The sequence below is a fragment of the Paenibacillus sp. JZ16 genome (genome assembly GCF_015326965.1).
In the GTDB taxonomy this organism is placed as follows: Bacteria; Bacillota; Bacilli; order Paenibacillales; family Paenibacillaceae; genus Paenibacillus_AQ.
This window is the reverse complement of sequence record NZ_CP017659.1, coordinates 3558885-3577500: the sequence shown is the minus strand read 5'-3', so window position 1 is coordinate 3577500 and position 18616 is coordinate 3558885. Positions and strand designations below refer to the sequence as shown.

Below are 18616 nucleotides of genomic sequence, written 5' to 3'. Positions count from 1 at the left end.
CACGGAGGTAACAGGGGTTCGAATCCCCTACGGGTCACCATTATTCTTAATTGCAACAGGGGATGAGAATCCCGTCGGTTCGTCGGAGGATAACTTCGTAAGCAGAGGCTTCGCAGTCTCGAACGAAGTGAGAGTATCCCCTACGGGTCACCACTATATTTAATCCATATTGTATGGAGGCTTAGCTCAGCTGGGAGAGCATCTGCCTTACAAGCAGAGGGTCGGGGGTTCGATCCCCTCAGCCTCCACCATTTCATGCATGATTCTAACGAGAATCAGCACAATAGAAGTATCTCATCGATTTTGGGGATTAGCCAAGCGGTAAGGCAACGGACTTTGACTCCGTCATGCATAGGTTCGAATCCTATATCCCCAGCCATTGTATGAGCCATTAGCTCAGTTGGTAGAGCACCTGACTTTTAATCAGGGTGTCGAAGGTTCGAGTCCTTCATGGCTCACCATTGTTTCATCTTGTGCGCGTGTGGCGGAATTGGCAGACGCACTAGACTTAGGATCTAGCGTCTTTGACGTGGGGGTTCAAGTCCCTCCACGCGCACCATTTATGCGGACGTGGCTCAGCGGTAGAGCATCGCCTTGCCAAGGCGAGGGTCGCGGGTTCGATTCCCGTCGTCCGCTCCATTTGCGCCCTTAGCTCAGCTGGATAGAGCGTTTGACTACGAATCAAAAGGTCGGGAGTTCGAATCTCTCAGGGCGTGCCATTTTTCAAAAAAATTAATATCGGGATGTAGCTCAGCTTGGTAGAGCACCTGGTTTGGGACCAGGGGGTCGCATGTTCAAATCGTGTCATCCCGATTTGTTTAAGATTTATGCCCCGCAAAAGTAATCGGATTATACTCCGATGTGTAGCATCTCTTTTGTGGGTTGATATGCGGGTGTAGTTCAATGGTAGAACTCCAGCCTTCCAAGCTGGTAGCGTGGGTTCGATTCCCATCACCCGCTCCATACATAAGCAGGACATCACCGTGTGTGATGTTTTTTTACATATTCACACGACTATCCTGCGAAGTGTTAATGTGCTAAAGAATATAGGCAGGTCAAGGTTTATAGGACTAATGTCCATGGTATATGGGTATATCAATATCATGAGTTTTGTCGATTTGGCTAATTTTTTCGCCTGGAAAATGCAGATTTTCATGCGCTTTTATTGTATGATGTTAGGAAGGCGTTACGTCCTATAGACAAACTGCTGAAACGGGTTGAGATGGGAGGAGTAGCATGACTGAACTTACAGTAACCGCAAAGAGCAATTCCAACAATCTGCTGCGGCGAGATGTACGGTTCCTTGGCAATATTCTTGGAGAAGTTCTTGTCCACCAAGGTGGCAATGAGCTTTTAGATATAGTTGAGAAAATTCGTGAAACGAGTAAATCGTTGCGATCCGTATTCCTGCCAGAATTGTTTGCAGATTTCAAAAGGATCATCAGCACCTTGGAGCCCGACATTCGCCATCAGGTGATTCGCGCGTTTGCCATTTATTTTCAATTGGTTAATATCGCAGAGCAGAATCATCGCATTCGCCGCAAACGCGATTACGAGCGTTCCGCCGGGGAGAGTGTTCAACCAGGTTCCATTGAAAGTGCGGTCCAGGATTTGAAAGAGCGCAATATTACGTTTGAAGAAGTTCAAGAAATTCTCGAAAGTCTATCCCTTGAGCTGGTAATGACAGCTCATCCAACAGAAGCGATGCGTCGGGCTATTCTGGATATTCATAAACGGATAGCGGACGATGTTATGCAACTCGACAACCCGACACTGACATTCCGCGAACGAGAGCAGCTTCGGGAGAAACTACTGAATGAAGTGATTACGCTATGGCAAACCGACGAGCTTCGTGACCGTAAGCCGACGGTTCTTGATGAGGTCAGAAACGGTATGTATTATTTTCACGAGACTCTGTTTCACATTCTGCCAGAGGTTTATCAAGAACTGGAGCGCTGCCTAAGTAAATATTATCCGGGTCACCATTGGCACGTTCCAACCTATTTGCGTTTCGGTTCGTGGATCGGTGGCGATCGGGACGGAAATCCTTCAGTGACGGCGGACGTAACATGGAAAACGCTTGAAATGCAGCGGAAGCTAGCAATTCGTGAATACCAACGGATTTTGCGTGAATTCATGAAATACCTCAGCTTCAGCTCATCCATCGTGAGCGTTTCGGATGAATTGCTTCAATCCATTGAAAAAGACCGCGAGCATGTAACACTGAAGAAGATGGAAATTTGGCACAATGAGAAAGAGCCTTATCGTGTAAAACTGGTATATATGCTGGCTAAAATGAGTCATATTCTTGATGAGAACATGACGGGCAGCGAGCGTTATCAGTCCCCTGAGGAATTTATCGAGGACTTGAATATCATTGATCGAAGCTTGCGTTTCCATTTTGCTGACTATGTTGCAGACACGTATATTCAAAAACTGATTCGTCAGGCGGAGTTGTTTGGTTTCCATACAGCAACGTTGGACATCAGACAGCATAGCCAAGAGCATGAAAATGCCATGGCCGAGATTCTTCGTAAAATGAATGTGACTCAGGATTATGCCCAGTTAAGTGAAGATGAGAAGATCGAGCTGCTTAATAACCTGCTTAATGATCCTCGTCCATTGACGACGCCTTATCAAGAGTACAGCGACAGTACCGAAGAATGCCTTGAAGTATACCGTACCGTATTCCGTGCGCAGCAGGAGTTCGGCGTCAAATGTATTTCAAGTTATTTGATCAGTATGTCCGAGGGTGCAAGCGACATTCTGGAAGTGATGGTATTTGCCAAAGAAGTCGGACTTTTCCGTAAGGACAATGACGGTTCTGTAATAGCTACTTTGCAGGCTGCACCATTGTTTGAGACGATTGAAGACCTTCATGCCGCACCTGATATTATGCGTAAGCTCTTCAACCTGCCGATCTATCGGGAAGCGGTTAGCGCGATGAATGAGCTTCAGGAAATCATGCTGGGTTACTCCGACAGCAACAAGGACGGCGGAGCCATTACCGCGAACTGGGAGCTCCAGGTAGCACTTAAAGAGATTACGGCTGCTGCCAATGAGTATGGCATCAAGGTAAAATACTTCCATGGACGCGGCGGATCGCTTGGGCGCGGTGGTATGCCTCTGAATCGCAGCATTTTGGCTCAACCGGCATCAACGATTGCGGGTGGCATCAAAATCACGGAGCAAGGCGAGGTTATTTCTTCACGTTATTCCTTGAAGGGAATTGCCTACCGCAGTTTGGACCAGGCGACTTCAGCACTTATTACGGCTTCTCTTAATGCCCGTTACCCTGAAAAAGAATCGACCGAAAAAGAGTGGGAAGAGATTTCCTCTAGCATATCGGCCGCTTCACAGAAGAAATATCAGGATCTGATCTTCCGTGATCCGGATTTCCTGAGCTTCTTCAAGGAATCCACGCCGCTTCCTGAAGTGGGAGAGCTGAATATCGGTTCCCGACCATCCAAGCGTAAGAACAGTGACCGTTTTGAGGACCTCAGAGCCATCCCTTGGGTGTTTGCGTGGACCCAGAGTCGTTACCTGCTTCCTGCATGGTACGCGGCTGGTACGGGCTTACAGAGCTTCTACCAGGGCAAGGAAGAGAATATGAAGGTGCTTCAGAAGATGTACAAGAGCTATCCGTTCTTTACGTCACTGATCGATACCCTTCAGATGGCTCTTGCCAAGGCTGATCTGATCATCGCCAAGGAGTATTCTTTGATGACGAAAGATGATCAAGTCCGCGAGCGTATCTTCGGTCTGATTCAGGATGAGTTCAACTTGACGAAAGAGCTTGTTCTTAAGATTACGGGACAACAGGATATTCTGGATAACCAGCCGGTCTTGCAGGAATCGATTCGACTCCGTAACCCTTACGTGGATCCGCTTAGCTATTTGCAGGTTCAATTGCTTAACGAGCTGCGCGAGCTGAGAGAGCAGGAGCAGGATGATCCGGATCTGCTTCGGGAAGTACTGCTGACCATCAACGGCATTGCGGCGGGGCTTCGTAATACAGGTTGATCCGTACAGGATGCCAACGCTGTTTGAAAGGGATAGTTTAAGGCGAGGTTCCCTAAAGGAACCTCGTTTTTTCATCTATAGCAGTCTACTCTGATGAATAAAGTATCGGCTGCAGCATGGCTGTCATTGATAGAGAATAGGGATTCTTTTTGAATTATTGTTGATTTTTAGAAACAGTTGAATTACGATTTGAATGATGCTTTTTAGACGTTACCCATCAGACCATTCTGGGGGAATTGTGGTGGACAATTTGGATGTAAGACTGGCGAAGCTGGCCCGAAAAGGGGACCAGAGAGCTTTTGCCGAAATCGTAGAGCTTTATAAAGACAAGATTTTTCATTTGGCTTACCGGATGCTGAGTAACCGCCATGAGGCTGAGGATGTCGTACAAGAGACTTTTTTGCGTGTATATAAAAACCTTGATCGATACGACGAGAATCAGAAGTTCTCAACTTGGATATACCGAATCGGTACAAATCTTAGCATTGATCGGCTGCGCAAGCGCAAGCCGTCTTTCTCGCTGGACGCCGAACTGAATGAAAGCGAAGGTATGGACGGCTACTCCTTGATCCCGAGCGATAATCGTACACCGGAGAGTGAAATGCTGCTATCCGAGACACAGCGTATTATTCATACGGCGATTGACGGACTTCCTGCCAAGTATAAGACAATCATGATTCTAAGGTACATTCAGGATTTATCTCTGCAGGAGATCAGCGAGATTTTGGACTTGCCTGTAACAACGATCAAAACGCGTGTACATCGTGGACGCGAATTTTTACGCAAAAAATTAGAGTACAAATTGTGAGGGGAAAACGCCTATCGCCGTTCTTTGTGGAAGAGAGATCGCGTTTAAGGGCGCTTTTTTCTTGCGGAGCCAGAAAGTTAGTCCCTGCAAATTTTTTTCTGACTTTCTTTTAAAAAAATTGAAACATCCCTGATTCCGGCACGTATGAACAATAAGCAAGTCTTATGCCCCTATGGGGAAGGGACCCAGCAAAGAGATTGAATGAAAGGATTGGCTCACAAATGGATTGCAAATTAGCCGTCTCTTTGATGCATGATTATCTGGATAATGACTTGTCCGACCCACAGCAGCTGGAATTGCAGAAGCATTTGCGGGATTGTGCTGACTGTCGGAATTACTTCGAGAAGCTGGAGCATACCGATATGCTTCTTTATTCCTTAACTCATCATGCGACCAAGCCATCCGATGATTTAACGGAACGTATAATGGGCATGCTGCCGCAGCCCAAGAGACAAAAAGCTTGGGTCAAATGGGTTAGGAATCATCCTGCGCTCACGGCTGCAGCTTTGTTTTTGGTTGTCATGCTCTTCAGCACAATCAGTTTTTGGAGTCAGGATACCCAGCTGGTTGTAAAGAGTGACGAATTCGAAAAGCTGGTGATTGAAGGAGATACCGTCATTATTCCTCCGGATCAAATCATCACGGGAGATATTACAGTCGAGAATGGAAAGACGAAGGTCTACGGTCAAGTGAATGGCAACGTGACCGTCATTGACGGAGAATTATTTCAGGCTTCCACCTCACATATAGCAGGTCAAGTGAAGGACATAGATCGGGCGATGGACTGGATCTGGTACAAGATCTCCACTCTGTTTACAGATGCCGCTTACCGCTAGGTGAAACCTGATGCCTACTGAATAAAAGCGCCTCTTTTCTGTGAAAAGACGGCGCTTCTTTTGTTGACTTTATGATCTTTTTCATGGAAAGCAGTGGGCGTCCGCTTGCATCGGAAAGATTAACGTTATAACCTAGAGAGTGTAGAGTACATACTACATATATAAGTCTCATGCGTTATTAAAAAGGAAGTTCAAAAAGTCCCCGTGTGATCCGAAGGAAAATGGAGAGCTGGTTCGGTGAAATCGAATCTTTCGCGTTCATTTTCGAGGAACCGGATTTTTTGGGCCCGCACTTAAAGGAAATGACGGGGGTTGCTGTATGGAGTATTTCACAGATATGACCTGGGGTGAAACCATTAAAGATATCATCGATATCCTTATCGTTACTTATATAATATACCAGATGATACTGCTCGTCCGCGGCACGCGGGCGGTCCAGCTGCTCAAAGGGATTTTGGTGCTGGTGGTCATCTGGGCTCTCAGCACCTGGTTTGATCTGTATACGCTGAAGTGGCTGATGAATCAGATCTTTACATTTGGGGTGTTGGCGATCTTTATTATCTTCCAACCGGAGCTCAGACGTGGTCTGGAGCAGCTCGGACGAGGCAAGCTGTTTGGGCGGACGGCGGATATTGACGAGGAAACCAATAAGTTAATCAGCGAAACCATTAAGGCGGTTAATTATTTGTCTCGGCGCAAAATAGGGGCTTTGATCGTCTTTGAGCGGACGACGGGCCTGAATGAATATGTAGAATCAGGAATTCCGATGAGATCGGTGATCAGCTCGGAATTGTTTATTAACATTTTTATACCGAACACGCCGCTCCATGACGGAGCTGTCATTATTCAGAACGGTCAAATTGCGGCGGCTGGCTGCTATTTACCGCTATCAGAGAATCCTTTTATCAGTAAGGAACTGGGAACAAGACACCGTGCCGCTATCGGAATCAGCGAGGTGGGGGATGCGATTTCGGTTGTCGTATCCGAGGAGACTGGGCAAGTATCGCTGGCCTTGAATGGACAGGTGGTTCGAGATATTAAGGAAGAGTCCCTCATCTCCAAATTGTATGAGGAGCTCAGGCCTGCCGCGTCCATTAAGGAGAAACGCACGTTCTTCTGGAAACGGAAGGGGGACGGCAGCAATGGATAAATGGATCAAGAACAACACGGCAAGCAAGCTCATTGCACTCGCTGTCAGTATTTTATTGTGGGCGATGGTTCATATGGACAGCGGAACGCCTGCACCGCCAACGACTTTTTATGATACCAAAGTCATTGAAGGCGTTGAGATACAGACTTATGGATTTGATGACAGCGAATATGCGTTAACAGGGATTGATAAAGACCGTGTAAATCTCGAAGTTCGGGGAAAGAAATCCAATATTTCGCTTTTGACCGACGATTATAAGGTGAAGCTTGATTTGAGCAACGTCAAAGAACCGGGTACGCACACACTTCCGCTAACGCCCTCCATCCCGAGTGGCGTGGAGATGGTATCGATGGAGCCTTCGGTTGTTACGGTGACGGTAGAGGCGAGAGTGTCGAAATCCGTGACGGTAAGTATTGGAACCAAAGGCGAGCCTGCTAAAGATTATCGGGCCGGAACACCCGTGCTGATTGACCCAAGGCAAGTTACGGTTACCCTGCCTGAATCGTCAATGGCGAATCTGGGGCAGGTCAAAGGTAATGTGGAGCTTGATGGTGCCAAAGAGAAGATTACGGAGAAACGAGTCAAGCTTACAGCATATGATAAAGAAGGCAACGCAATGGAAGATGCGGTCATTGAGCCTGCTACAGTAGCAGCTGAAGTGCCGATTGAGCCTGCTTTTGTCACCCTGCCGCTGGAGCTTCAATATACCGGACGGCTGCCGGAAGGGTTTGTCCTATCCAAGGTGGAACAGAAGGTAAAAGAAGTGAAGCTGTTTGGCAGTAAAGAGGCGCTGGCAGGAGCTGAGACCTATATCGAAGCTACGATCAATCTGGGAGAAGTTAGAAATTCGGGAACAACAGTGCTTACGGCCGACTTGACGCCGCCTGAAGGTTTTGAGAAAATCGAGCCGAGCTCTGTAACGGTGGATGTTACGGCGGTATCGCATGGTGAACGGGTGATTACGGGGATTCCGATAACGTTAAAAGGGGTTGCCTCCGGCTTGGATGCTGTCATTACGGATCCAAAGACGAAGACCATATCTTTAACGCTCACCGGAGCGCCGGACTTGCTCAATAGCCTGGAGCCGACGGATATCGGGGCTGAAGCGAATGCAACCGGTTTGAAAGCCGGCGTTCACGAAATTCCGCTGCAGATCACGCTTCCTAACTTTATTAACCGTACGGATTCGGAACGTCCTGTTGTTAAGGTAGAACTCAAGGATAACTCCAAGCCCGTGACAACGGAGCCGGACACCTCGAAGAATGAGGGAACGGAAGACAAGCCGCCTGTTCCACCAGGAACGGGATCAGGAGCGGGAACAGGAACAGGCAATGATCAGGAGGAGGATCCGGAGACGCCTCCTACTCATGAAGACACGGATAACTCCGGATCAGGAGAAACCCCATCACATCCGCCGGGAGACGGATCGAATGATGGGACAACGGGATCAGAAACGTCCAATGATGGATAATAACGAAGAGTAGATAAAGGAGTATATAAAACATGGGGAAATATTTTGGTACAGATGGAGTAAGAGGAGTTGCCAATCAAGAGCTGACAGCGGAAATGGCTTACAGCATCGGTCGCTGCGGCGGCTATGTGCTCACTGGCGATAAAGAGAAGCCAACCGTCATCATCGGCATGGATACTCGCGTATCGGGGGCTATGCTGGAGTCGGCTTTGGTTGCAGGCCTGCTGTCAATCGGTGCACATGTCATTCGTCTGGGTGTCGTAAGTACACCAGCGGTGGCGTATATCACAAGACTTTTGAAGGCTGATGCGGGTGTTATGATCTCGGCTTCACATAACCCGGTACAAGATAACGGCATCAAGTTCTTCGGTGGAGACGGCTTCAAGCTGTCGGATGAGACAGAGCTTAAGATTGAAGAGCTGATGGATGCGGAAACGGATAATCTGCCGCGGCCAATCGGGGCTGATTTAGGTGAATTGCTGGTTGATAACGAATCGAAATATAAATACCTGGAATATTTGAAAACGACGGTCAATAACCGGTTTGACGGTCTGAAAATCGTACTGGACTGTGCTAATGGCGCAGCTTATGAGCTGGCTCCAAAGCTTTTCCGTGAATTGGGCGCGGATGTGATCACCATCGGTGCTGAGCCGAATGGCTTGAATATCAACGATCACTGCGGATCGACTCACCCGGAGAAACTCGTCGAGGCTGTGCTCCAGCATGGCGCTGACCTCGGTCTGGCTTTTGACGGAGATGCGGATCGCTTGATTGCCATTGACGCAAAAGGCGAGGAAGTAGACGGCGATTTCATTCTGTGCATTTGCGGTGATGCCATGAACCGTGCCGGCAAGCTGAAGGCAGGCACCATCGTTTCGACCGTTATGAGTAACATCGGTTTCTATAAGGCATGTGACAGCTTGAAGCTGAAAACTGCTAAAACGGCAGTCGGTGACCGCTACGTGATGGAAGAAATGCGCCGTGGCGGATATAACCTGGGTGGAGAGCAGTCAGGACACGTGATTTTCCTGGATCACAATACTACAGGGGATGGCATTCTGACGGGAATTCAATTGGTGGATACGTTGGTAGCCTCCGGCAAGCCTCTGCATGAGCTGAAGAGCAGCATGCGCAAGTACCCGCAAGTGCTGGTTAATGTTCGTGTTGGCGATAAGAGCAAGTACCAAGGCAATACCGTTATTGAGTCTGCGATTGCTGAAGTCGAAGGCATTCTGGGGGATAATGGACGTGTCCTGGTTCGCCCATCGGGAACGGAATCCCTCATTCGCGTCATGGCCGAAGGCCCGGACAAAGAAGAGCTCGACCGTTATGTAACGCAGATTGCAGACGTGGTGAAGCGGGAATTGGCGTAAGACTAAGGGTGTATTTTTCAAGGAAAGCAGACTAATTTTTGTCAGGGCCAGTGAACTATGCGGATCCGGTTCACTGGCCTGCTGCTTTTCAATGAAGCCAGTCAATGAAAGCGCAACACCTCCTGTCCTGTCAGCAAAGAGTGTGAATTACGGCATCGCTTGAGAGGGTAGGCCATTCGATGTCATTCATGGGGTTAATTATACGCAGGGCTTGGAGCACCTAGGAAACAGCCGAGTTGCCAAAGTGATATAGCATGAATATAATAAAGGATGTCATTCAAGAATAGAAAGCGAGGATTGTGAGGTTACTTCAAGCTTCATAAGCGCCAGAGCTTGTACCTGCGCGGGGATTGGTTATTGCTACGATAGGGATAACCAAACGGCAGAACGCAAGTTGACGAGGTAGAGGTGTTCGGATTATTCGGCGGGGACCTCTCGGTTATGCACCAACCGTAAGCGAATCACGGAAAAGGAATGGGCGACCGTTCTTACAACGGATCCGCAGGTGCTTCTTCTTAACTAATACAAAACATGAATGTGCGATTTAGAACAGGGCAGCGCGGTGGAAGAAGAGTGCATTCATGTCTGTTCAGCTTAGCAGCCTATATCATGCTGGATTTTTGAACGTTGATAATTGAATAAATCATTCTTCTTTCCTGATACCGCACAGATGCTGCCGTGTTCTATTTCCGCCTACTATTATAGGGAAATCGAACGGAGGAATCATACTATGTGTGGTATTGTCGGATATATTGGAAATCAGAAAACGCAAGCGGTGTTGATCGAGGGATTGAGAAAGCTGGAGTATCGCGGATACGATTCAGCAGGGATTGCCGTGTTTACGAATGAAGGTCTGCGTGTGGCCAAGGCACAAGGGCGTCTTGCCAATTTGGAGGAGAGACTCGAATCTGCTCCACTCGTGGGAACCGCAGGTATCGGTCACACTCGTTGGGCAACACATGGCCGGCCATCGGACGTGAATTCGCATCCGCATACAGACGAAAGCCAGAAGTTCTCTGTGGTTCATAACGGGATCGTTGAGAACTATCTGGAGCTGAAGGAAGGGCTGATCAGCCAAGGACACCACTTTGTTTCGGAGACCGATACCGAAGTTATCTCCCATCTCATTGCCCGTGAATATGACGGGGATATCGTAAAGGCCGTGCAGAAGGCGATCTCTTACATGAGAGGCGCATTTGCCCTTGGCGTTTTGACCGAGTATGAGCCGGATCGATTAGTGGCTGTGCGTCAAGCAAGCCCGCTTATTATTGGTCTTGGAGAAGGGGAGAACTTCATCGGTTCTGATATTCCGGCTATTTTGAAATATACGCGGAACGTATATATTCTCAACGATGGAGAGATGGCTCTGCTGACCGCAGATGCTGTCGAATTAATGACCATTGAGGGGAACTTTATTTCTCGGGAAATGATTCGTGTCGATTGGGATGCCGTTACAGCGGAAAAAGGCGGATTCGATCACTTCATGCTGAAGGAGATCCACGAGCAGCCAAAAGCATACCGGGATACCATGCTGGGCCGTGTAGATGAGAGCGGACGTAAAGTCGTTCTGCCTGAGCTGAAGCTGACACAGGAACAGATTAAGAACATTCGCAATGTTCAGATCGTCGCCTGTGGTACGGCTTACCATGCAGGACTTGTGGGACGCAGCGTGATTGAAGAGATGGTACGCATTCCGGTTGAGAATGACGTGGCGTCCGAGTATCGTTACCGTTCGCCAATCGTTACGCCAGAGACCCTTGTTATCGTTGTAAGCCAATCCGGTGAAACGGCAGATACCTTGGCTGCGCTTCGTGAAGCGCAGAGCCATGGCGCTCATGTCCTGGCCATCACGAACGTAGTAGGCAGTTCGATTGCCCGTGAAGCCAACGATGTGCTCGGCACCCTGGCTGGACCGGAGATCGCCGTAGCTTCCACGAAAGCCTATACTTCTCAGTTAATTGCGTTCTATCTGTTGGGTCTGTACCTGGCTCAAGTACGCGGTACGATGACCGAAGACGCTGTGGCTGAAGTCATTGCAGCGATGGAAGCACTGCCTGAACAGGTAGAGTCCATGCTGACCAACGCAGAATCAATCAAGGGATATGCCGAGCAAATTGCGGAGCATGAGAACCTGTTCTTCATCGGTCGTGGTCAAGACTACGCCGTAGCACAAGAAGGGTCCCTGAAGCTGAAGGAGATCTCTTACATTCATTCCGAGGCTTATGCTGCCGGCGAACTGAAGCATGGTACGCTGGCCTTGATTGAAGAGGGCATTCCGGTTATTGCCTTGGCAACCCAGGAAGCGGTTATGGAGAAAACGGTGAGTAATATCAAAGAAGTGAAGGCCCGCGGTGCAGAAGTGATGGCGATTACGCATGAAGAGCATGTGGCCGGCCTGCTGAAATCCGTGGATCAAGCCTTCGCCATTCCGAAGACCTTGCCGATCTTGACGGCTGCCTTGTCTGTCGTACCGTTGCAGCTGCTTGCCTACTACGCATCGCTTGCCCGTGGCAACGACGTGGATAAGCCGCGGAACCTGGCGAAGAGCGTGACGGTGGAGTAAGGTATGAGCGGACGACACACGACGACCCTTGTAGAATGCAAATAAAGTTATAGCAAATTAAAGTTGTATTGAGCAATGGAAAGTCATATCAGAGTCGAGCAGATGCAGGTTATTTCCTGACATTTGCTCGGCTTTTCTTATAGAGGGGAGTGTACAGAATCCCTAAGTTTGATACCGCCCCGGCATTGTTATTGTCTATCGAGATAAGATATTTGAGGACACTAGTTCCGCTATATTTCCTTGTTCTTAGCATTTCGCAGCAACATGCGGACAAGAGATCCGCTATTACGAGTTATTTGGTGGATTAACCCGTGATTATGGTCCAATAGCAGATCCTGTGTCCGCGTGAACTCCATAATGGGCCGATTCCATCTAAATTACGGATCCTCTGTCCTGGTATCAGAAGATATAAATGTCAAACGGCTACTTTGTTTTAAAATGAAATTAGGATCACCTAGAATTACATCAAAACATTAATAACTAATGGCTTCGCCCTTTATTTTAGAGAGCGAAGCCATTAGTCGTTTTTAGGGATTTAGCGGACGGCTCGCTATAGGCGTCTTATGGAAACCAAAATGGAGAAGGGAAGATACCGGAAAAACATTGCCTTGTAAATCTATGTATTCGTTGAAATTCCTACAAAATGGGCCATCCGATACGAATATAGTGATATCAAGGATGTATAGTAGATTTTGTTCCTTTCTAACTCCAACCTGCAGCTTCGCTGGCGAAACTGCAGGTTGGCCCAGTATACTTAAATAACAATACTGTCTTCCAAAGCCGCGAAAAAGCGGTTTTTTGATTTGATCAAGTTATTTATAAATCAATTGTTCGATTTATAAAGAATTTATTAACTTTTCAAACCCATCAGTAAATCGAACTAGAATGGATAGCAAGGGGAGGATAAAGCATGGAGCAGAAGAACAGCCATGAATATCAAGAACATAAGGGCAATCTGTTAATCGTTGAGGATGATTCCGGAATTGGTAGGGTCGTGAGAGATCATTTGCGCCGTGAGAATTATGCGGTAACGTGGGCAACAACAGGGCTGGAATGCTGGGGGATTTCTGCAATGGAGAATATGATCTCGTCTTGGTAGATCTGATGCTGCCGGAAATGGACGGCTTTACACTGAGCAAAAACATTCGGTTGAAAAGCGAAGTTCCCTTGCTGATCATGAGTGCGAGGAGTGAAGACGAGAGCAAAATCCAAGCATTTGGACTCGGAGCGGATGATTATATCACCAAGCCCTTTAGCCTGACTGAGCTTACTTTAAGGGTGGAGGCCCACCTGAAGAAATTCCGGAAATACCAAGGGAGCGAGGAAGGGAAATCTCTCCTGTTATGCTATCGGGGTGGACTTACCGTTGATCCGGTTTTGAAACAGGCTATGTATGGAAATGAATTGCTGGCACTTACAAGTAAGGAGTGGTCACTGCTGCTGTTGCTTTCCACCCATCCAGGGCGTCATTTTAGTAAAAGCGAGCTATATGAACATGTTTGGCAGCAAAAAGTAGTGGACGGCGGGAATACGGTCACTGTGCATATTAAGAGCCTGCGGGCGAAGCTTAAAGAAAATATTCGAACACCCCGATATATTCAAACGGTGTGGGGCAGCGGTTATCGTTTTATCGGTGAGTTCTTATAATGAAGCTTAGGACATGGTTGCTTATTGCTTTTCTAGTGCTCATGCTGCTCCCTCTCGCAGCCGGAATCATGCTGTACCAGCTTATTGGGAAACTGGATGAGCAACGCTCGTTCGCCGATTATATGTCAGCCTCGAAGGAGATATCTGCAGCAGAGACATATTTGCAAAAACCTGAACTCTATCATTTCAATTCTACCCGGGACGAGCGCGAATTGAACGCATTGACGAGTGATGCTTTAAAGATTGAATTATTTAGCCCAAACGGCGTGCTTATTTACTCATCGATGATTGACAGTCAGTATACGGAATTTGTTCAAACCACTGAGAGTCTGTACGCAAAATTGTACCAGACGCAAATCAATCCGCGAAGTTATGTGATGAAAAAACCCGTGTTCGTAGATGGTGAAATCGCAGGAATATACCGGATCACGCTGGCCAGGAATGAGTGGAAAGAAGGAGTAAGACATCGGAGTCTATGGGTAGCTGGTTTACTGTGCCTGTTTATAACGGCTTTGTTTATCATCGTTCTGTTGCTCACCCGGCGTAAGTTGATCTTACCGATGCGTATGCTGACAAAACAAATGGGAGCTTTTGCCTTAGGGGAACCGGTGCCTGAGTCTGTATACCGAGGCGGTGGTGAGATGGAAGAGCTTATGAATCACTTTGTGGAAATGAGAAAGACAATCGAAGCTTCGCGTGAAAAGCTATCAAAGCAGCAGGAAGAGAAAGCTTTCATGACAGCTGCTCTGTCCCATGATTTAAAAACACCGCTCACTTCCATTCGGGCCTATGCTGAAGAGCTCGGTAATTTAAAGTTAACAAGAGAGGAAAGTCAGGAATACCTTGCACTCATGATCGGACAGGCCGACAGGATGAGGCATATGCTGGATGATTTGAATTTATATGCTTCCTTGGAATCCAAAATAACAAAGGAAATGCACGTTAAGGTGGACAGTGCGGAATTCATGGAAATGCTGCTGGAGGGGTATGAACCTCTCGCATCGGTTAAAAACATACATTTGGAATCAACTCTTACAGTTAGCGGCGAATTGGAATTAAATCCTCAACTGATGATGCGGATGATGGATAACCTGATCTCCAATGCTATCCGGTATACGCCAGAGGGAGGAAAGCTTTACCTTGGCGCAGTATCCACTTGTTTTGAGATTCCGGAGTGGGTATTCCCACCTTTTAAATCTGTTGTGCATCAGCACTTCAATCAAGAAAAAGCGAAAATTCTGTTGTTGATTCAGAACGATGGAGAGCACATCCCCATGGAAATTCAGGCGATGCTGTACGAACCTTTCTATCAAGGGGAAACTTCTAGAAATCAAGCGGGTTCAGGCAGCTTCGGGCTTGGTTTAACCATTGCTAAAATGGCGATTGAACAACACCAAGGAACGATTATGCTTTTATCAGAGGCGCCGTACGGAACGCTCGTCATATGCGGATTGCCTATTTCAGATAAGGAGAGTTGAGATATGATACAGACAAAGAAAAGGGTTAGAAACATATTAAAAAGAAAACAATTGATTTTCCTTCTAGGGACATCTCTACTGTCAGGTGCACTGATGACAGGCTGTCAGACAGGAGAAGCATTGGCTTATACGGGTGAAGAAATGGTGGAAAAAGCCATTGAAGAGAATAACAAGCCCTTCTCTTACTATGCCGAAGCTGAGATGAACCTTATCGAAGGAGATAAGAGAACGGAATCTATGTCGATTAAAGAATGGTATAACGCAGAGAACGGCAATATGCGTAACGAGATCGCTACACAGGGAAACGATCAAAGCGTGTCCGTGAATGATGGTAAACAGATCATTGTCTATGAGAAAGCCAGAAATACAGCTTATATTATGGATGCCGAGGTGGTTGGACCCCTTAAAAGCTCTCCAAAAGAGAAAATGCTGAGCCAGCTTGAGCGCATGCGGAGTACCCATTCCATTGAAACAGTGGCGAAAGAGAAATGGCTTGGGAATGACGTATATCATATCAAGGCGACTCCGCTTGAAGAGGGTAAAAGCACGTTGATTGGTTCTCAGGAGTACTGGGTCAATGCCAAAAACTGGATGGTTGTTAAATCCAAAGTCACAACAGGAGATATCACATCTGAGTTCGCATATAAGCTGTTGGATGAATCTCCGGAATTTACTACTGATACATTTAAACTGGAGCTCCCGGAGAATGTTGAAATGATCTCAATGGAGGACTTCGGTCCGAAATCCGTGACGCTTGAAGAGGCAGAGGCAGCTCTAGGCCACTCGTTCTTGCAGTTCCCTGCCGAAAGTTTCAATCAAATATCTGTGGAAATGTTTGAAGGTAGCGGAGAGTTGGATCGAACCGAAGTGATGATAAATTACCTGGAGGAAGGGAAGACGGCTTTAAGTCTGTCCGTGTTCAAATCTCCCGAGAACGAGGATCAGGAAGAAGAGTTTGGAGAACCGGTGATGGTCAGAGGTCACAAGGGGGACTATTTAAAAGAAATCGAAGTCATCAGCTGGGATGAGGAAGGTCTGAGATACACCCTGATGGCTGCGCAACAGGGTACCCAAAATAAGCTGGATCAACTTCTTGAATGGGCAGAACTACTGACAGACACGAGACCTGAGTAACATGTATGTAATTAACATTGAACTATAGAGTTACGCCGTCCGATAATCAGAAACCCTGTACTTGTTCAAAGGCACAGGGTTTCTCTCATTTGGATTCATTCAAAATTTAAGGAAGGATTATCCTATAACGATTGATATCTATAAGTATAGCAAAGAGGCTGCGCCCCTGAAGATTAAGGGACACAGCCTCTTTGCTATACTTACTCAATCGATTCTACCTGAATGACAGGTACCTGCGTGATCTGACCGGATACGGTGCTGTCACTACTTCCGTTATGTTCTTGTTGAACATCATCTGGATTGATATCCTCTGTAGTGACGGCGTCGCTTGGATTCTCGGTTTCATCTATAACGTCTCCATTGTGTCCATCAACCTGCTCGGTCTCCTGATCAGCAGGGTCCGGAATAATGGAACTCTGGCTTCCCGGGATCTCCAGCTGCTGATACTCGCCATTGAACGTACCGATTAGCGTCGCGCTTCCCGCAGGGAAATCCAGGTCTCCTCTTAAAATGACATGGTATCCATCGCGTTCTGCAACGACTTCGCCATAGCCACCCTCCAGGATATGGACAGAGAAGCGAACCTTCTCATTCGGATACTTCTCGATATTAGCGATATCGATGTCGGTATAATGAACCTGATATCCTGTGAATCCGTATTGGTCTCCCTGACGCTCGAAGATGGCGATCTCGTCGGGGCTTGCTCCTTCCAGATTGGTGACCAGCAAAGACTTATCCGGCTGGGCATGGTAGCCTTCGGCCGTGAACTGGAACAGCAGCGTCAGATTGGCATCTCTGGCTTCATACCCTGAATACAATACCAGTCCGGTCCCTGCGTCGCCCTCCACAAGGATGACCGGATTCTTAGCGGTGCTAAGCGATTCCTCAACTGAAACCTGTTGGATGGCGATGTCGGACGGGTAATCATGGTTTTGGAATAATTGCACCGTTTCATCGGCTTTCAAGACCGCTAAATAGATGATATTTCCCTCATCGACTCCAATGGCATAGGCCAATCCTCCAAAGAGATTCCCGCCTCCGCTTACGTAGCTGAAGCTGCCTTTGAGACCCGCCGCTTGAAACAAACGAATCGGATCGTGGATCGTCCAGGCCAATTCGGCAGCTTGTTGTTTACCGCTCATATCCTGGTATCCCGACAACGCATCATAAAGAGCTATCGCTTCCTCGTAGTTCTGATCTTGCACCATTCCATCAGCAGCTGCAATCCACCGATTGATCTGATTCTGAATATAGTCCATGATTTCCGCGTTCTTCCGCTCGTTTCGTTCCAGGTACTCACTGTACCCCATGGCGTGCGAAGCAAAATCGGAGGGCCGCTCTCGCTGGACATCCCTTTGCAGCATGGTATACACAAGTTCATCGGTCTTGCCGTTCAACCAGGCAGCCGGCAGTGATCGGCTGGCATATTCGGAGCTCATAGACTGCGACCAATTCAACATGTCGGTATACTGTCCGGCTCCTGCCAGACGGGTTAGAATCATTTCGTCATAACGCTGGAACAGACGGAGCAGCTTGTCATTCTTCTGCTTCTCCCCGCCGTAGAATGAATCGGGAATACGGAGCAAATTCCATTTGAAGCTGTTGTCGTCATACTTTTGCTCTTCAACCAGTTCATCGGCCTGACGGTTAAACAAACCAATGAACTGCAGGAATATCCGTTTCACATCGTCGGGGATTCCGTAGAACGCAGCAATTTCATCGTAGTAGGAAGCATAAGCCCCTTGTTGCCCGGCAAGTTTCAGCTCCGCGTCAAGCAATTCGGCATACACGTTCATAAAGCCGGAAAAATCGCCTGCTTCCCCGACCCGGCTCAATCGATGATCAAGCGAGGAAAGGCTCTGCTTCATGGAAGTAACGGGTTCAAGCTCTTGCAGTCTTGAGGCAAGCAGCTCTTCTTTATATAGAAGGGAGCGATTATTTCGCGCTTTTTGATACCATTCTTCTGCCTGAACGAGCTTCTTCTGAGCATACAATAGCTCTGCTTGCGCCATCGATTCGATTTTCTGATAGATATGAATTCCCTTATATCCGATCAGCAGCAGAAGGACTATACATAAAAAAAGATACAAATTACGCAGGGTTAGCGTGTTTTTCATCGTCATAACGGTATAG

The 18616-nt window shown here is 47.5% G+C and carries 10 protein-coding genes, 9 tRNA genes and 1 pseudogene (1 of these 20 running past the window's edge); 19 read left to right on the top strand and 1 reads right to left on the bottom strand.

Annotation, left to right across the window (positions count from 1 at the left end):
• From BJP58_RS16380 to BJP58_RS16290, 19 genes and pseudogenes are all read left to right on the top strand, one after another.
• A tRNA-Glu gene (locus BJP58_RS16380) sits at window positions 1–40 on the top strand; it begins 35 nt to the left of the window's first position.
• Between the two features lie 135 nt (window positions 41–175).
• Window positions 176–251: transfer RNA gene (locus BJP58_RS16375), tRNA-Val, on the top strand.
• 53 nt (window positions 252–304) lie between these two features.
• Window positions 305–379 (top strand) — tRNA-Gln (locus tag BJP58_RS16370).
• A 6-nt stretch (window positions 380–385) separates the two neighbouring features.
• Window positions 386–461 (top strand) — tRNA-Lys (locus BJP58_RS16365).
• Window positions 462–475: 14 nt separating this feature from the next.
• Window positions 476–559 (top strand) — tRNA-Leu (locus tag BJP58_RS16360).
• A 5-nt stretch (window positions 560–564) separates the two neighbouring features.
• A tRNA-Gly gene (locus BJP58_RS16355) sits at window positions 565–639 on the top strand.
• Between the two features lie 3 nt (window positions 640–642).
• Window positions 643–719, top strand: a tRNA-Arg gene (locus BJP58_RS16350).
• Between the two features lie 20 nt (window positions 720–739).
• Window positions 740–813, top strand: a tRNA-Pro gene (locus BJP58_RS16345).
• Between the two features lie 76 nt (window positions 814–889).
• A tRNA-Gly gene (locus BJP58_RS16340) sits at window positions 890–963 on the top strand.
• 273 nt (window positions 964–1236) lie between these two features.
• Entirely contained in the window at window positions 1237–4023 is a 2787-nt protein-coding gene (ppc, locus tag BJP58_RS16335) for a phosphoenolpyruvate carboxylase (RefSeq protein ID WP_194544691.1), read from the top strand.
• Window positions 4024–4264: 241 nt separating this feature from the next.
• Window positions 4265–4831 carry an RNA polymerase sigma factor SigW gene (sigW, locus tag BJP58_RS16330; RefSeq protein ID WP_071221879.1) on the top strand — a complete coding sequence of 189 codons (567 nt, stop codon included), beginning with the start codon at window positions 4265–4267 and terminating at the stop codon, window positions 4829–4831.
• Between the two features lie 221 nt (window positions 4832–5052).
• Entirely contained in the window at window positions 5053–5667 is a 615-nt protein-coding gene (locus tag BJP58_RS16325) for a zf-HC2 domain-containing protein (protein ID WP_194544690.1), read from the top strand.
• Between the two features lie 319 nt (window positions 5668–5986).
• The gene (cdaA, locus tag BJP58_RS16320) at window positions 5987–6817 is read left to right on the top strand and encodes a diadenylate cyclase CdaA (protein WP_071221881.1); all 831 of its coding nucleotides are present in this window, start codon (window positions 5987–5989) and stop codon (window positions 6815–6817) included.
• Window positions 6810–8288 (top strand): CdaR family protein, encoded by a 1479-nt coding sequence (locus BJP58_RS16315; protein ID WP_194544689.1) that lies wholly within the window; start codon window positions 6810–6812, stop codon window positions 8286–8288. Before cdaA ends, BJP58_RS16315 begins: the two co-directional genes overlap by 8 nt.
• A 32-nt stretch (window positions 8289–8320) precedes the next feature.
• A complete protein-coding gene (gene glmM / locus BJP58_RS16310) occupies window positions 8321–9661 on the top strand; it encodes a phosphoglucosamine mutase (RefSeq protein ID WP_194544688.1) in 1341 nt (446 codons plus the stop codon).
• A gap of 730 nt (window positions 9662–10391) precedes the next feature.
• Entirely contained in the window at window positions 10392–12224 is a 1833-nt protein-coding gene (gene glmS, locus BJP58_RS16305) for a glutamine--fructose-6-phosphate transaminase (isomerizing) (RefSeq protein WP_194544687.1), read from the top strand.
• Between the two features lie 910 nt (window positions 12225–13134).
• Window positions 13135–13871, top strand: a pseudogene (locus tag BJP58_RS16300) (response regulator transcription factor).
• Window positions 13871–15349 carry a HAMP domain-containing sensor histidine kinase gene (locus tag BJP58_RS16295; protein WP_194544686.1) on the top strand — a complete coding sequence of 493 codons (1479 nt, stop codon included), beginning with the start codon at window positions 13871–13873 and terminating at the stop codon, window positions 15347–15349. Before BJP58_RS16300 ends, BJP58_RS16295 begins: the two are co-directional and overlap by 1 nt.
• A gap of 3 nt (window positions 15350–15352) precedes the next feature.
• On the top strand, window positions 15353–16483 hold the full coding sequence (locus tag BJP58_RS16290) for a LolA family protein (protein ID WP_194544685.1): 1131 nt from the start codon (window positions 15353–15355) through the stop codon (window positions 16481–16483).
• Window positions 16484–16683: 200 nt separating this feature from the next.
• Here the strand turns inward: BJP58_RS16290 and BJP58_RS16285 are convergent, their stop codons facing one another.
• Window positions 16684–18606 (bottom strand): hypothetical protein, encoded by a 1923-nt coding sequence (locus tag BJP58_RS16285; RefSeq protein ID WP_194544684.1) that lies wholly within the window; start codon window positions 18604–18606, stop codon window positions 16684–16686.
• Window positions 18607–18616 lie beyond the last annotated feature (10 nt).

Coding starts and splice junctions, on each gene's coding strand:
- ppc (WP_194544691.1), top strand. CDS start 1,237: ATGACTGAACTTACAGTAACCGCAAAGAGCAATTCCAACAATCTGCTG.
- BJP58_RS16325 (WP_194544690.1), top strand. CDS start 5,053: ATGGATTGCAAATTAGCCGTCTCTTTGATGCATGATTATCTGGATAAT.
- cdaA (WP_071221881.1), top strand. CDS start 5,987: ATGGAGTATTTCACAGATATGACCTGGGGTGAAACCATTAAAGATATC.
- BJP58_RS16315 (WP_194544689.1), top strand. CDS start 6,810: ATGGATAAATGGATCAAGAACAACACGGCAAGCAAGCTCATTGCACTC.
- glmM (WP_194544688.1), top strand. CDS start 8,321: ATGGGGAAATATTTTGGTACAGATGGAGTAAGAGGAGTTGCCAATCAA.
- glmS (WP_194544687.1), top strand. CDS start 10,392: ATGTGTGGTATTGTCGGATATATTGGAAATCAGAAAACGCAAGCGGTG.
- BJP58_RS16295 (WP_194544686.1), top strand. CDS start 13,871: ATGAAGCTTAGGACATGGTTGCTTATTGCTTTTCTAGTGCTCATGCTG.
- BJP58_RS16290 (WP_194544685.1), top strand. CDS start 15,353: ATGATACAGACAAAGAAAAGGGTTAGAAACATATTAAAAAGAAAACAA.
- BJP58_RS16285 (WP_194544684.1), bottom strand. CDS start 18,606: ATGACGATGAAAAACACGCTAACCCTGCGTAATTTGTATCTTTTTTTA.